This window comes from Rhizobium sp. WYCCWR 11146 (assembly GCF_013591995.1).
In the GTDB taxonomy this organism is placed as follows: domain Bacteria; phylum Pseudomonadota; class Alphaproteobacteria; order Rhizobiales; family Rhizobiaceae; genus Rhizobium; species Rhizobium indicum.
Genome location: NZ_JACCEY010000010.1, coordinates 36,566 through 50,123, shown reverse-complemented (window position 1 = coordinate 50,123; position 13,558 = coordinate 36,566). Strand labels below are relative to the sequence as shown.

Here is a 13,558-nt window from a genome sequence, read left to right as displayed (position 1 = left end):
ATGATCCCGCCGTTCCGAAGGAGCGGATCCAAGGGCGCAATTATACGTCGCTGACGCGACGCCCTGCTCAGGGGCCGACCGTGGCCCGCCGCCCCCGACGAACGAGGTTCGAATCTGGAGTTAACCGCGCGGTGGCCATCGCCCATTTCTCAGCCAGCATCATCAGCCGCGGCGGCGGCCGTAGCGCGGTGCTGTCTGCGGCCTACCGGCACTGCGCGAAGATGGAATACGGGCGCGAGGCCCGTACCATCGATTACACCCGTAAACAGGGGCTATTGCACGAGGAGTTCGTCCTGCCCGGCGATGCTCCGCAATGGGTGAAATCGCTCATTGCTGACCGCGCGGTTTCGGGCGGAGTCGAAGCCTTCTGGAACAAGGTCGAGGCTTTCGAAAAGCGCGCCGACGCGCAACTCGCTCGCGACCTGACGATTGCCTTGCCCCTGGAACTCACCCCCGAACAAAACATCGCCCTGGTCAGGGACTTCGCTGAAAAGCATATCCTCGCCAAGGGCATGGTGGCCGACTGGGTTTACCACAACAATCCCGGCAACCCGCATATCCACCTGATGACCACATTGCGTCCGCTGACCGAAGTTGGTTTCGGATCGAAGAAGGTGGCGGTCATTGGCGAGGATGGCCAGCCCGTCCGCACGAAGTCCGGGAAAATCCTCTATCAGCTCTGGGCTGGGTCGACGGATGACTTCAACGCCCTGCGCGATGGATGGTTCGAACGGCTCAACCATCACCTGGCGCTCGGCGGCATCGATCTCAAGATCGACGGCCGTTCCTACGAAAAGCAAGGCATCGAGCTTGAACCCACCATTCATCTCGGCGTTGGCGCCAAGGCGATCGAGCGCAAGGCGCAGAAGCATGGCGTCCGACCAGAGCTTGAGCGGCTCGAACTGAACGAACAGCGCAGGTCGGAAAACACCCGCCGCATTCTGAACAATCCAGCCATCGTGCTCGACCTCATCACGCGAGAAAAGAGCGTTTTCGATGAACGCGATGTCGCCAAGGTTCTGCATCGCTATGTCGATGACGCGACTGTTTTCCGGCGACTGATGTCACGCATCATCCTTAACCCGGAAGTCTTGCGTTTGCAGCGCGACACGATCGAGTTCGCGACCGGAGAGAAGATGCCCGCCCGTTATTCGACCCGGGCGATGATCCGGCTGGAAGCGACGATGGTGCGGCAGGCGTTGTGGCTGTCGAACCGCGACGGCCATGCTGTCTCTGAAGCTGCTCTGGACGCCACGTGCCGGCGGCATGAACGGCTCTCGGAAGAGCAGAAAACCGCGATCGAGCGGATCGCCGGTCCCGCCCGGATTGCGGCCGTGGTTGGACGCGCCGGCGCCGGCAAGACCACGATGATGAAAGCTGCGCGCGAAGTTTGGGAACTGGCCGGATATCGTGTGGTCGGCGGCGCGCTTGCCGGCAAGGCGGCTGAGGGTCTTTCGAGCGAAGCGGGCATCGACAGCCGCACGCTGGCATCATGGGAGTTGCGCTGGAATCGGGGCCGTGACGTTCTCGATGACAAAACCATCTTCGTCATGGACGAAGCAGGCATGGTCGCCTCAAAACAGATGGCCGGCTTTGTCGATGCCGTCGTCAGGGCAGGTGCCAAGATCGTTCTGGTCGGCGATCCCGAACAGCTCCAGCCGATCGAGGCGGGTGCTGCCTTCCGCGCCATCGTTGACCGCATCGGTTATGCCGAACTCGAGACGATCTATCGCCAGCGCGAGGATTGGATGCGCAAGGCGTCGCTCGATCTGGCTCGGGGCAACGTGGAAAGGGCGCTGACCGCCTATGATGTCAATGCCAGGATCACGGGAACGCGGCTCAAGACCGAAGCGGTCGAGCGGCTGATCGGTGACTGGAACCACGATTACGATCAGATGAAGACAACGTTGATCCTCGCGCATCTGCGCCGCGACGTGCGCATCCTCAACGTCATGGCCCGCGAAAAACTCGTCGAACGCGGAATTGTCGGTGAGGGCCATGTCTTCAAAACGGCTGACGGCTTTCGCCGGTTCGACGTGGGCGACCAGATCGTCTTTCTGAAGAACGAGACCTCGCTCGGCGTCAAGAACGGCATGATCGCTCATATCATTGAGGCCGCACCGAGCAGGATCGTTGCTGTCATCGGAGAGGGTGATCAGCGCCGGCAGGTCATCGTCGAGCAACGCTTCTACAGCAATCTCGATCATGGTTACGCCACCACGATCCATAAATCGCAAGGCGCTACCGTCGACCGCGTGAAGGTGCTGGCAAGCCTCTCGCTCGACCGGCATCTGACCTATGTTGCGATGACCCGCCACCGCGAGGATTTGCAGCTTTACTACGGACGCCGGTCCTTCGCCTTTAACGGCGGGCTTGCCAAGGTGCTCTCCCGAAAGAATGCCAAGGAGACGACGCTCGATTACGAGCGCGGGAAGCTTTACCGCGAGGCGCTGCGGTTCGCGGAAAGTCGCGGCCTCAACATCGTCCAGGTGGCGCGGACGCTGCTACGCGACCAACTCGACTGGACACTACGCCAGAAGACGAAACTGGTCGATCTCGGCCAGCGCCTTGCCGTCTTTGCAGTACGTCTCGGTCTGCACCAGCCCCCGAAAACCCAAACGATGAAGGAGTTCGTGCCCATGGTCGCAGGCATCAAGACATTTACCGGTTCCGTTGCCGACACGGTGGAGAACAAGCTCGACACCGATCCAGCCCTCAGACAACAATGGGAAGAGGTCTCGACCCGCTTTTCTTACGTCTTTGCCGATCCCGAGACCGCCTTCCGGGCGATGAACTTCGATGCGGTTCTGGTGGATAAGGAAGCGGCCAAACTGACGCTTCAGACGCTGACGACCACCCCAGCGTCGATCGGACAGCTTAGGGGCAAAACGGGCATTCTTGCCAGCAAGACTGAGCGCGAGGACCGTCGCGTCGCAGAACTGAACGTACGCGCCCTGAAGCGCGATCTTGAGCAGTATCTGAGGATGCGCGAGACCGCCGTACAGCGGCTGCAGGCTGACGAGCAGGCATTGCGTCAGCGCGCGTCGATCGACATCCCGGCACTGTCGCTGGCAGCACATATGGTGCTGGAGCGCGTGCGTGATGCGATCGACCGCAACGATCTGCCGTCGGCCATGGCCTATGCACTGAGCAATCGGGAAACCAAACTGGAAATTGACGGGTTCAACCAAGCCGTCGCCGAACGCTTCGGCGAGCGTACCTTGCTCACAAATGCCGCGCGCGAACCCTCCGGAAAGCTCTTCGACAAACTCTCGGAAGGAATGCAGCCCGAGCAGAAGGAGCGTCTGACGGAGGCCTGGCCGATCATGCGCACGTCCCAGCAGCTCGCCGCCCACGAGCGTACCGTCCAGACCCTGCGGCAAGCCGAAGATCTTCGTCTCGCCCAGCGCCAGACGCCGGTAATGAAACAATGACGCGGCGCGTTCTCCTGTTTCTGGCCGGTGCAGGCGGAGCGATCGCCGCTCTGGCCACAATCGCCTATATGGGCGGCTTTCGGTTGAACCTGACACCGAGCGAGCCGCTTGGGCTCTGGCGTATCGTGGCCCTGCAGCGTCCGGTCGAAGCTGGCGATCTCGTGTTCATATGCCCACCGCCGACCGCGTCATTCGAGAAGGCACGCCGCCGTGGCTATGTCAGGCGTGGCCTCTGCCCGAGTGGCTTTGCGCCGCTGATCAAGACAGTGGCGGCACTTCCCGGACAGCACATCGAAATCGGCGCGAATGTCACTGTCGACGGCAGGCCTCTCGCCTCATCGATCGTTCGCGCGAGCGATGGCGAGGGCCGGCCGATCACACCGTTCAAAACCGGCATCGTGCCACTAAGAAATCTGTTTCTTCACTCATCCTTTGCGAGCTCCTATGATAGTCGGTATTTTGGACCGGTTCCCGAAACTGGCCTTCTCGGCCTGGCGCGGCCGGTCCTCACATTCGATCCATAACTGGCGGCGTTCCTGCCCGCTCATCGCCGTATCTTTCGCTTGCGGCTGGATTGCCTGGAGCGGTCATGTGCTGGCGCTTCCTATCGCTGTGTTGTTCCCGGCGCTATGGGCGATGTCGCCATCACGGCTGACGGCGTTGCTCGTGTCGGCCGGATATTTTCTGGCTGCCTCGCGTGGGCTGCCGCAGGGCGTCGCCAACTTCTATGCCGCCGATCTCTGGCCTGGGCTTCTGCTCTGGGCAGCTGCTTCGCTCTCCTTCTCCTGCGTGCATGCAGCGTTCTGGAAGGGGCAACCGGAGGGCAAGTCTCCGGGAGAAGGTCGAACGGGAATGGCAATGGCGGCGCGCTATCAGGTGGCGGCGACGCTCATGGGACTGCCGCCCCTCGGCATAACCGGCTGGGCACATCCGCTCACCGCTACTGGTGTGCTCTTTCCCGAATGGGGATGGTGGGGGCTGGTCGCGATGACAGCCAGCCTCGCGATGATGACATCGCGATATTGGCCGGCTGTCGCCATCGTCCTGGGAGGATTCTGGCTCTGGTCCGCCGCTTCGTGGACTTCACCTGATATACCCGAGGGATGGAAGGGCGTCGACCTCGAACAGGGTGAGAAACTCGGACGAGACGGCTCGCTCGCCTACCACCGTGACCTGATCGCAACGGTGCGCGCGGCTGCGGGCGAGAAACCCCGGTTCATCGTTCTTCCCGAGAGTGCACTGGGCTTCTGGACGCCGACCGTCGCGCGGCTCTGGAGCCAAGGCTTGCGAGGCTCGGAGCTCACTGTGATCGCTGGCGCGGCCGTCATCGATCCGGGCGGCTACGACAACGTCATGGTGGCGGTTTCGGCGGAAGAGGCTCAAATTCTCTATCGCGAACGCATGCCGGTTCCGGTGTCTATGTGGCAGCCATGGCGGGCATGGGCCGGGCAGGGCGATGGAGCTCGCGCCAACCTCCTCGGCAATCCAGTCATGGAAATCGGCGGCCAGAAGATCGCCGCGCTGATTTGCTACGAGCAACTCCTCCTTTGGCCGGTCCTGCAGTCGATGCTGCATTCCCCCACCGCAATCGTCGCCCCGGGCAACGGTTGGTGGACCGCGGGAACGTCGATCGTCGCCATTCAGGACGCGAGCGTGACCGCTTGGGCAAAACTGTTCGGACTGCCCGTCGTCACGGCTTTCAACACATAGGAGATTTGTCGATGATCGATGCCGCTCTCATCAAGGAATGCAGCGATCCCGGCCTGAAGCCTGCGATCATCGCGCAGTTCATCGAACGGGCAGGGTCTCAGGATCCCCTTGCCGTGACGGTCCGCTCCGGCAACCGACTCGTCCTCGTGCCCAAACCTGCGACGCCGGAGGAGGCGTTGGCGCTTATCCGAGACAACCTCGGTCGCAATACCGTTCGCGTCGGGATCACACAATATCCCGCCGGGCTCGGCATCGTGGAGGCGGGCCAACTGAAGCCGGACCTGGTCGATGCTTGCGAGAACATCCGCGTGGGCACTGCATTGTTCGCCAAGGTCTACCGCATCGTCATCAAATGGTATGGGAATCCGACGGCCAGCGATGTCCTGCCGCAAGTGTTCGACGACGCTATTATCGCCTGGCAGACGGGATATTTCGAGGGAACAGCTGTGTTTCGGGCCGCCGATCCCGGCAAGGCGAATCTTGCAGGCCCAGTGCCCGAGCGGGAAGATGATAGCACCAGCCAACGTGCGGAAGGTGGTGCGACCAACGATTCCGTTGCTGCGCAGGTCGGCGCTACCGACCCCAACAAGGCAGGGATACGGATTGATCTTTCTGGCATCGGTGCTCATCGCAAGTGAGTGGTGCCACCGGTTGACCAATCGAATGCAATCCCCCAGCAACGGTTCCAGAGTGTTTGGACTACGCTTGAAGGTTCCGATCGGAACGGCATTCGGAGTGTTGAGGATGTGAAGATTTGCATCTTCTCTATTCCAATCCCCACTGGCATCTCGTTGAAATGACTCTTATAAAGACCTTGACGCAGTACGTGCTGTGTTGCGGCTTAGAATCCGCGGATGAAAGGTTGGCGCTGACCGAAATGGCGCCAGGAATCCTCTGACCTTATGGCCGGGGGCCTGTGACTCATGTCCAGGCGCTTCGGTGCTAAAGGTCTCAGGGCCGATTCATCTCGGATTCTAACCCCCGGCTAGGGTTCATAGGGTTCAACGTCAGCGGGGGCGGACCGCAGACAAAACCAGGGTTGGAAGCATGGAATCGGAAGATGTGAGCTTGTCTAAGGGAGTGGAGCTCAGGCCAGTGGTGGGTCTAACGCGGGGTCTTCCTCCCGCCGACTTGGAAACTCTTACCGTCGACGCGATCCGAACGCACCGGCGGTTAGTCGAAAAGGCTGACGAACTGTTCCAGGCACTGCCGGAAGAATACAAGTCGGGGGAATTGACCGGTGGCTCACAGCATCTTTGTTACATTGAGGCCAGCATCGAAATGCATGCTCAGATGAGCGCAGTGAGTTCCCTGATCAGCATCCTCGGCTACGTCCCGAAAGTGACCGTGAACTGATCGGGTTTCAGGAACAGGCCTAGTGGGCGACTCGCCATCGGCGCTCTCACATCAGCTTCCTGCGAATTGCAAGCGCGGTGAGATGGGCCTTGCTCCGAACTTCGAAGCGCTTCATCGCCTCGCGAAGCTTGACGCGGACGCTGTTGTATTTGACGCCCTCCACATCAGCGATCTCCTCCATCGTCATGCCGACGGCGATCCATCTGAGATAGGTCGCTTCTTTAGGATCGAGCCAGGCAGCATCTTCCACGGTCGGAGTGGTTTGGAGGAACGAGATGCGGGTATGGAGTTGTCCGACGGCAGCCGCGGCTGCGACCGCGTCGATCTCTCGTTCGAGATCGATCGCTGGCTTTTCCGACGCTAATGTGAACATCGACATCGAGCCATTGGCAGTCTTGATCGGAACGGTGACCCCTGAGCGAATGCCGAAATCAGCAGCGAGAGCGTAGAAGGCACGCTCTTCCTTCGACTGCCTCGCGCGATCCTGTTCGCTAGACCACGCAAACATTTCCTTTCTGGACTTCCCGCGTTTGACGACCGGATCGAGCTTGTCGAAATTCTTCTCGAAATAGGTTGACCGCCACTCGCGATGATAATTGGTAACTGCGATGGCATGCTTGTGCTGGATATGGAGATAGGCGTAGCCGGTGAAGCCGAAATGTTGGGTGAGGTCGGAAAGGCCTTGGGTGAGGATGCTTTCGTCGCCGTGTATCGCCGCAAGATCGGTCAGCTTGTCCAGCCAGTGCTGCATTTTCTTACTCCGTTTTGGTGGTCAGGTGGAACAGGTCACGCGAACTCCTCAACGGTTATTATATAACTGATAAAACAGTTTTAGAGTGCATTACAGTAATTGTGTAACCTAAGATGGCTGCTTTTCGGTAGCGCCGAAAAGCGCCATATGCGAAGCGAACTACGTCCGGGTCGTCTCTTCACTCAATGGTTTCTGAGCGACAGAAACGTCTCGCTGAGTAATTAAGCGAGCACTGTGCTGGCGCGAGAAGGATATCCAGAGCCAACTCATCGCAACTGCTAGGCGACTCCGCGTACCGATCAGGAAATAGATATGGGCGGCGCCCCAGATCCACCAGGCGAGCCATCCTCGAATTTTAAGGTTGCCAAATTCGATTACCGCTGAATTGCGTCCAATCGTGGCCAGATTTCCAAGATGGCGATACCTGAACTCATCACCTGACTCTTTGCCTAGCAACTCGTTTCGAATGCGCCGAGCCACGTAATATCCCTGCTGCTTCGCGGCCGGCGCGATTGCCGGAACATTTGCACTATCTTTCCATACAACGGCTGCAGTATCGCCGATCACGTAGATGTTCGTTGCTCCCTCTATCGTCAGATCAGATCTCACGATTACACGCCCTGCGCGATCCGCTGGGACCCCTAACCATTGCGCTGCATCAGACGCTTTCACACCCGCTGCCCAAATGATTGTTTCGCAAGCGATAAAGTTTGAACCGACATTTATGCCGGTTGAGGTGCAAGCCGTGACTGGGCGGCCTTTATGAATTTCGACGCCCAGCTTCTGCAGCGATTTCTCAGCGTAGACAGACAGATCCTCCGAAAACGTAGGAAGAAGTCTTGGCCCCGCCTCAATAAGCAAGACCTTCGCTGCTCGACTATCGATCGCCCGGAATTCATCGACCAGCGTTCGCTGGGCTAGCTCCGCAATCATACCGGCCAGCTCAACACCTGTTGGGCCAGCCCCGACAATGCCGAATGTGAGCAGTGCATTGCGGCGTTCTTCGTCACGTTCGACCTCTGCTTTTTCGAAAGCCATGAGGATCCGACGCCGAATAGTCGTTGCATCTTCAAGTGTCTTTAGCCCTGGAGCGGGCATTTCCCATTCATCGTGACCAAAGTACATGTGCCGCGCACCCGTTGCCAATACGAGGGTGTCGAAGGCAAGAACAGTCCCATCGGCCAATGATACGACCTGCTGATCACGATCAATCCCAACAACCTCGCCAAGCAACGTTCGTACATTGGGACTTCCTCGGAACATCTGCCGAATTGGCCATGCAATCTCCGAAGTTGCTAGGACTGAAGTGGCAACTTGATACAAAAGCGGCTGAAAAAGATGATGATTTCGCCGATCGACTATCGTCACGTCGACTTCCAGGCCACGGAGCTGTTTGGCGACCTGAAGGCCGCCGAAGCCAGCCCCCACTATTACGATGTTGCGCCTGATCATTACGAACTCGCTTTATGAGGGATAAGATAGCCCTATTTTCTCAGTCACTCGTCAAGGAAAGAGTCCCCGAGACTGCTTGGCGTCGGTAATGCGCTGCACTCCAATCGTGATCGCCGCAGTGCGATTGGATATTCTTTCCGAGGTCGCTCTCGCGATCACCTTGGAAAAAGCGTCGTCCAACAGTTCACAAAGCTTGGCGACGACGGTGTCGCGATTCCAAAAAACCTGCTGAAGACCCTGCACCCACTCGAAATAACTTACGATCACTCCGCCGGAGTTGCAGAGGATATCTGGGATAACCAGGATGTCGGGTCGATCGTTTTCGAGAATGTCGTCTGCATCAGGCGTCGTCGGGCCGTTCGCTGCTTCAGCGATAATCCGGCAAGCAAGTTTTCGAGCGACATCGGCATCGATGACCCGTTCCATTGCGGCCGGCACGAGAACGTCGCATTCCATCGTCAGGAGCGCTTCTGGATCAGCAAGAAGCTCATCACTAAAGCCTTGTAGCGAACCGTTCGCGGTCGCGTATCGATCGAGAGCCTCAACATCGAGTCCTCTGCGGTCTACGTAACACGCCGTATGATCGGAGACGCCTACGATCTTTACGCCACGTCGCGCAAGTTCCAGGGCGGTGACTGATCCAACGTTTCCGAAACCCTGTATTACAGCAGTCGCGTTTGCCGGCTCCAGTTTGATAACCTGCAGTGCTCGTTCGATCAGGTGGGCCGTCCCCAGTCCTGTCGCTTCCCGCCGCCCCCGGATACCCCCGGCACTAACCGGTTTGCCCGTGACGATCTCACTTACGGTTCTGCCTTGGTGCATGGAGTACGTGTCCATAAACCACGCCATCACTTGCTCATTTGTTCCCATGTCGGGGGCCATCACATCGATGTGCGGACCTACAAAAGGAATCATCTCTTGCATATACCTGCGCGAGAGAGCTTCCAGCTCACGAATTGAAAGCTGTCGAGGGTCAACCGTGATGCCGCCTTTGGCTCCCCCGTAGGGGAGTCCGGCAAGTGCACATTTCCAACTCATCCAAACCGCCAAGGCTGCGACTTCACCGATGTCAACGTTCGGCGCAAATCGCGTCCCACCTTTTGTGGGGCCGAGCGTCAAATGATGTTGGACGCGGTAACCCTGAAACACCGCGACTTCTCCGCTGTCGAGATGGATGGGGCATGAGATCGTTATCGCCCGCTTCGGATAAAGAAGGCGATTGCGCTGACCGTCTGGGAGTTCCAGACGGTCGGCAATACGGTTGAACTGGGTCCTCGCCATATCAAAGACGGGACCGGAATAGATGTCTGTCATTCTTGAAAACCCAGTTGAATGATTTCTTATGCAGCAGGCGGTGCGGGATGGATGAAGGGCCAAGGGCTTGCTTCGGACCCCTTCTCGATCGGCACTTCAATAAGAACGGGAGCGTTCAGCTCCAGAGCCTCGCTGACAGCCGATTTCAGTTCATTCGGCGAGGTCACACGGTACGTTTTCACGCCAAAACTCTCGCCGAGTTTTACGAAATCGGGATTGGTGAGGTCTGAGCCAATGTAGCGACCGGAATAGGCTTGCTTCTGATCGCGCAATACGTTTCCGTAGGCATTGTTGTTGAACACGATTGCGACGACCGCGATGTTATGCTGCACGGCTGTAGCCAGCTCCTGCACACCGAACATGAAGCCACCATCGCCCGACACTGAAACGACTGCCTTATTCGGATTGCCGACCTTGACACCGAGGGCGGTATTGAAGCCGAACCCGAGGTTGTCCTGATAGCCGCAAGTCACATACTGTCTGGGCTCGTAGACGGGGAAGGCAAACCGGGCCGTGAAGCCCATTTGACTGACTTCTTCGACGAAGAAACCATCGCGCGGCAGGGCCTCCCGGATCGCATTCAAATAATCGACCTGAGGCTGAACGGCCGAGAATCGCTCTTTCGCGTTGCGATTCAGGGCCGCGAACTCATTAGTACGCGACGCTCTGTTTGGCGTTCCCACAGCTTTGCTCAAAGCTGCGGTGCCGGCCTTTGCGTCCGCGACAATTCCAACGTCCGGCTTCAACCGGACCATTTCCGTTGGATCGATATCAATTCGGATAACTTTGAGGCCCTTCGGAAGCCACTTCCATCGCATAAATTCGAGCTCAAGCCGGCTGCCAATACCGATGAGGACATCGGTTTCTTTCCAGTAATCGAACGCAGCGACAAAATTCAGATAGTTGGGATGATCGTCGCTTACGACGCCCTTTCCCGATCGATGGGACGTAACAGGCGCGTTAAGCGCTTTGGCCAGCTCAGCAACTTCCGCACCCGCATCGACAGCCCCGCCGCCTACCATAATAAGGGGGTTCTTGGCGTTTGCCAGGATTGCAGCAGCAGCTTGAATACTGTCAGGATTGACCTGCGGCTCCGCGGCACGTCTGGTTTCTGGAAGGTCCAGCTCCGGGCCGCTCATTCCGAAGACATCCCACGGCGCCTCGACCGCCCCGGGTCCCTGACGTCCGGAGAGCATTTTCCCGATGACCTCGGCCATGACCGTGCCCGTCTGGGACTGATGATCAATCCGCTCTGCGACTTTCGTGATCCCACGCATGGTCGCCAACTGATCGGGGAGCTCGTGGAGCTGGCCCCGACCCTGACCGATCAAATGCGACATGATATTGCCCGTCAAACACAAGACCGGGGAATTCGCTCCGTAGGCAGTGCATAGGGCGGCGCCGGAATTGAGCACACCTGGGCCGGGCACTACCGTATAGGCGCCAATGCGTCCAGTGGACTTCGCGTAACCGTATGCCATGTAGCCCGCACCCTGCTCGTGGCGGGTATGGATGAAACGGATTTCGTTGCGCTTTTCATAAAGAGCATCGTTGAAGTCATACATATGGGCGCCGGGAATGCCGAAGACAGTGTCGACACCGTTTTCGACGAGGGAACGAGCGATGGCCTGCCCTGTGGTTTCTTTGTTCTTCATAATAATGTCCAAACCTGGTTTCTGGGGATGCTCAGGCCGCCGAGCGGGTGCTTAGCGTGCCTTCTGCCGACAGAGCCTTGACGATCGCGCCAGCATCGGAGGGCTGCATCCCCGCCAAATTCATGCGACCTGAATCGGCCATGTAGATACCGTGCTTGTGGCGCAATGCGACTGCCGTGTCTTTCGACATCGCCAGGTTCGAGAAGAGCCCTCGCTGGTTTGCGATGAAGCTCAGTTCCGGATGGGCAGCCGCCAGGGCGGCGCGGTTACCGTTGACCCGAGCGCACATTTCAACCAGCTCCTGTTTCCAGATTTCAGTCAGCTCCGCACTCTCCAGAATCACGCGTACGATGGCCGCGCCGTGGTCCGGGGGCATCGACCAGTTGACACGAGCCAACGAAGCCATGTTGCCATCGGCAATCTTGAGCTGGTCCGCATTGCGGCTAACAAGGTAGAGAGCACCAACCCGCTCGCGATAAAGGCCAAAATTCTTGTCACACGAGTAGGCGACAAGCGCTTCTTCCACTGCCTCGAGGATAAGGCGGGTTGGCTCTGCGTCCGCTTCGAGGCCGTCGCCCAGGCCTTGGTAGGCAAGATCGATGAAGGGAAGGAGTTTGCGCTCCACCAGCTTTGCAGCGATCTGCTTCCATTGGTCGATATCAAAATCAATGCCAGTTGGGTTGTGGCAGCAGCCGTGTAGCAGGATCACATCACCAGCCTGCGCCGCGTCGAGTGCCTCCAAAACACGATCGAAGTCGATTTGCTGCTTGGCAAGGTCGACGAAACGATAGTCTTTCACGGTCAAGCGCGCCGACTCGAAAATCGGAGCATGGTTGGGCCAGCTTGGTGTTCCAAGCCAGACTTTCGCACCGGGCGTTGCAGAGGCGATGAGTTCAGCGCCCAGTCGCAGAGCGCCGCTTCCACCTGGCGTCTGGATGCCCGCAACGTTGCCGGCATCATGAGTTGCGCCGAAAATAATCGGCTTCAGGAGGTTGACGAAATTCAGGTCCCCTTCAGGCCCGAGATACCGCTTGCTGTCCTGGGTCTCAAGGAGCTGCTTTTCAGCGAGCTTAACGGCCCGCATGACCGGTGTTCGCCCCTGTTCGTCTCTGTAGACGCCGACGCCGAGGTCGACTTTGTAGCCTCTTGGATCGGCCTGAAACGCTTTGATGAGCGCGAGTAGGCTGTCGGCTGGTTGCGCGGTGAGTTTCTCAAACATGTAGTCTACCTCCTAAGAACGTGATCTAAACCTACATGCGTTCTAGTGAGGTAAGTTTGCAATTTTCATCGGACGGGAGTATTGTCTTGCATGAAAATCACCACATTTCCGCGAAGTATGCAGATATTTTGACATGACCTCAAAGTTATATACTCTGGATCAATTCGATGTCCGTCTTCTCGCGGCAATTCAGAGCAATGCCGAAATGACGCAGACTGAACTGTCGCAAGTCGTCAATCTGTCAGCAGCTCAATGCTCGCGGCGGCTTGACCGCCTGAGAAGCGAAGGATTGATCCAGAACGTTGTGGCGATTTTGAACCCGGAAAAACTCGGTTTTTCCGTTGTTGCGCACACGCTGGTTAGCCTTCGGTCCCACACAGAGGAAGGAAATACTCAACTGCACCGCTTCATCGAAACGGCGCCAGAGATTCTGGAATGCTATTCCCAGACGGGCGATGCGGATTTCCTGATGAAGATCGTAGCGAGCGATCTTGACCACCTCAGCATCTTTTTGGAACGCATGATCAAGGTGACGGGTGGCCTGGCGTCGGTCACCTCCAGCATCGTGTTACGAACCCTCAAAAAGAGTACCGAACTCCCGTTGCAGATTATTCAGACCTAGCGGGATCAACTACAACGCCAAAAGCAGGCTATCAGCTACCTTCGA

General features: G+C 58.1%; 11 protein-coding genes. 6 read left to right on the top strand and 5 right to left on the bottom strand.

What is annotated here, in order from left to right; genetic code table 11:
* The first annotated feature begins 131 nt into the window (after positions 1 to 131).
* From traA to HX899_RS06300, 5 genes are all read left to right on the top strand, one after another.
* The gene (gene traA / locus HX899_RS06320; RefSeq protein WP_181291897.1) at positions 132 to 3,434 is read left to right on the top strand and encodes a Ti-type conjugative transfer relaxase TraA; all 3,303 of its coding nucleotides are present in this window, start codon (positions 132 to 134) and stop codon (positions 3,432 to 3,434) included.
* On the top strand, positions 3,431 to 3,958 hold the full coding sequence (gene traF / locus HX899_RS06315; protein ID WP_181291896.1) for a conjugative transfer signal peptidase TraF: 528 nt from the start codon (positions 3,431 to 3,433) through the stop codon (positions 3,956 to 3,958). Before traA ends, traF begins: the two co-directional genes overlap by 4 nt.
* Positions 3,879 to 5,144, top strand: coding sequence for a conjugal transfer protein TraB (locus HX899_RS06310; protein WP_181291895.1), 1,266 nt, complete (start codon positions 3,879 to 3,881; stop codon positions 5,142 to 5,144). The genes traF and HX899_RS06310 overlap by 80 nt, the downstream gene beginning before the upstream one ends.
* Before the next feature lie 11 nt (positions 5,145 to 5,155).
* Complete coding sequence (locus HX899_RS06305; protein ID WP_181291894.1) at positions 5,156 to 5,782, top strand: TraH family protein; 627 nt, start codon at positions 5,156 to 5,158, stop codon at positions 5,780 to 5,782.
* Between the two features lie 409 nt (positions 5,783 to 6,191).
* A complete protein-coding gene (locus HX899_RS06300) occupies positions 6,192 to 6,500 on the top strand; it encodes a transcriptional repressor TraM (protein ID WP_181291893.1) in 309 nt (102 codons plus the stop codon).
* Positions 6,501 to 6,546: 46 nt separating this feature from the next.
* Here the strand turns inward: HX899_RS06300 and traR are convergent, their stop codons facing one another.
* The 5 genes from traR to HX899_RS06275 all read right to left on the bottom strand — a co-directional run bounded on the left by traR (position 6,547) and on the right by HX899_RS06275 (position 12,891).
* Positions 6,547 to 7,251, bottom strand: coding sequence for a transcriptional regulator TraR (gene traR / locus HX899_RS06295; RefSeq protein WP_181291892.1), 705 nt, complete (start codon positions 7,249 to 7,251; stop codon positions 6,547 to 6,549).
* 159 nt (positions 7,252 to 7,410) lie between these two features.
* Positions 7,411 to 8,703, bottom strand: a complete 1,293-nt coding sequence (locus HX899_RS06290) for an NAD(P)/FAD-dependent oxidoreductase (protein WP_181291891.1) — start codon at positions 8,701 to 8,703, stop codon at positions 7,411 to 7,413.
* Between the two features lie 51 nt (positions 8,704 to 8,754).
* Positions 8,755 to 10,017, bottom strand: a complete 1,263-nt coding sequence (locus HX899_RS06285) for a Glu/Leu/Phe/Val dehydrogenase (protein ID WP_181291890.1) — start codon at positions 10,015 to 10,017, stop codon at positions 8,755 to 8,757.
* A 26-nt stretch (positions 10,018 to 10,043) separates the two neighbouring features.
* Positions 10,044 to 11,672: a thiamine pyrophosphate-dependent enzyme gene (locus HX899_RS06280; protein WP_181291889.1), complete on the bottom strand. Its 1,629-nt coding sequence runs from the start codon at positions 11,670 to 11,672 to the stop codon at positions 10,044 to 10,046.
* Between the two features lie 31 nt (positions 11,673 to 11,703).
* On the bottom strand, positions 11,704 to 12,891 hold the full coding sequence (locus HX899_RS06275; protein ID WP_181291888.1) for an amino acid aminotransferase: 1,188 nt from the start codon (positions 12,889 to 12,891) through the stop codon (positions 11,704 to 11,706).
* A gap of 133 nt (positions 12,892 to 13,024) precedes the next feature.
* Between HX899_RS06275 and HX899_RS06270 the strand changes: the two genes are divergently transcribed.
* Entirely contained in the window at positions 13,025 to 13,513 is a 489-nt protein-coding gene (locus tag HX899_RS06270; RefSeq protein WP_181291887.1) for an Lrp/AsnC family transcriptional regulator, read from the top strand.
* Positions 13,514 to 13,558 lie beyond the last annotated feature (45 nt).

Excerpts from the sequence above, each read along its gene's own strand:
- HX899_RS06285 (WP_181291890.1), bottom strand. The coding sequence starts at position 10,017 with ATGACAGACATCTATTCCGGTCCCGTCTTTGATATGGCGAGGACCCAG.
- HX899_RS06310 (WP_181291895.1), top strand. The coding sequence starts at position 3,879 with ATGATAGTCGGTATTTTGGACCGGTTCCCGAAACTGGCCTTCTCGGCC.
- HX899_RS06300 (WP_181291893.1), top strand. The coding sequence starts at position 6,192 with ATGGAATCGGAAGATGTGAGCTTGTCTAAGGGAGTGGAGCTCAGGCCA.
- HX899_RS06305 (WP_181291894.1), top strand. The coding sequence starts at position 5,156 with ATGATCGATGCCGCTCTCATCAAGGAATGCAGCGATCCCGGCCTGAAG.
- HX899_RS06270 (WP_181291887.1), top strand. The coding sequence starts at position 13,025 with ATGACCTCAAAGTTATATACTCTGGATCAATTCGATGTCCGTCTTCTC.
- HX899_RS06275 (WP_181291888.1), bottom strand. The coding sequence starts at position 12,891 with ATGTTTGAGAAACTCACCGCGCAACCAGCCGACAGCCTACTCGCGCTC.
- traR (WP_181291892.1), bottom strand. The coding sequence starts at position 7,251 with ATGCAGCACTGGCTGGACAAGCTGACCGATCTTGCGGCGATACACGGC.
- HX899_RS06280 (WP_181291889.1), bottom strand. The coding sequence starts at position 11,672 with ATGAAGAACAAAGAAACCACAGGGCAGGCCATCGCTCGTTCCCTCGTC.
- HX899_RS06290 (WP_181291891.1), bottom strand. The coding sequence starts at position 8,703 with ATGATCAGGCGCAACATCGTAATAGTGGGGGCTGGCTTCGGCGGCCTT.
- traF (WP_181291896.1), top strand. The coding sequence starts at position 3,431 with ATGACGCGGCGCGTTCTCCTGTTTCTGGCCGGTGCAGGCGGAGCGATC.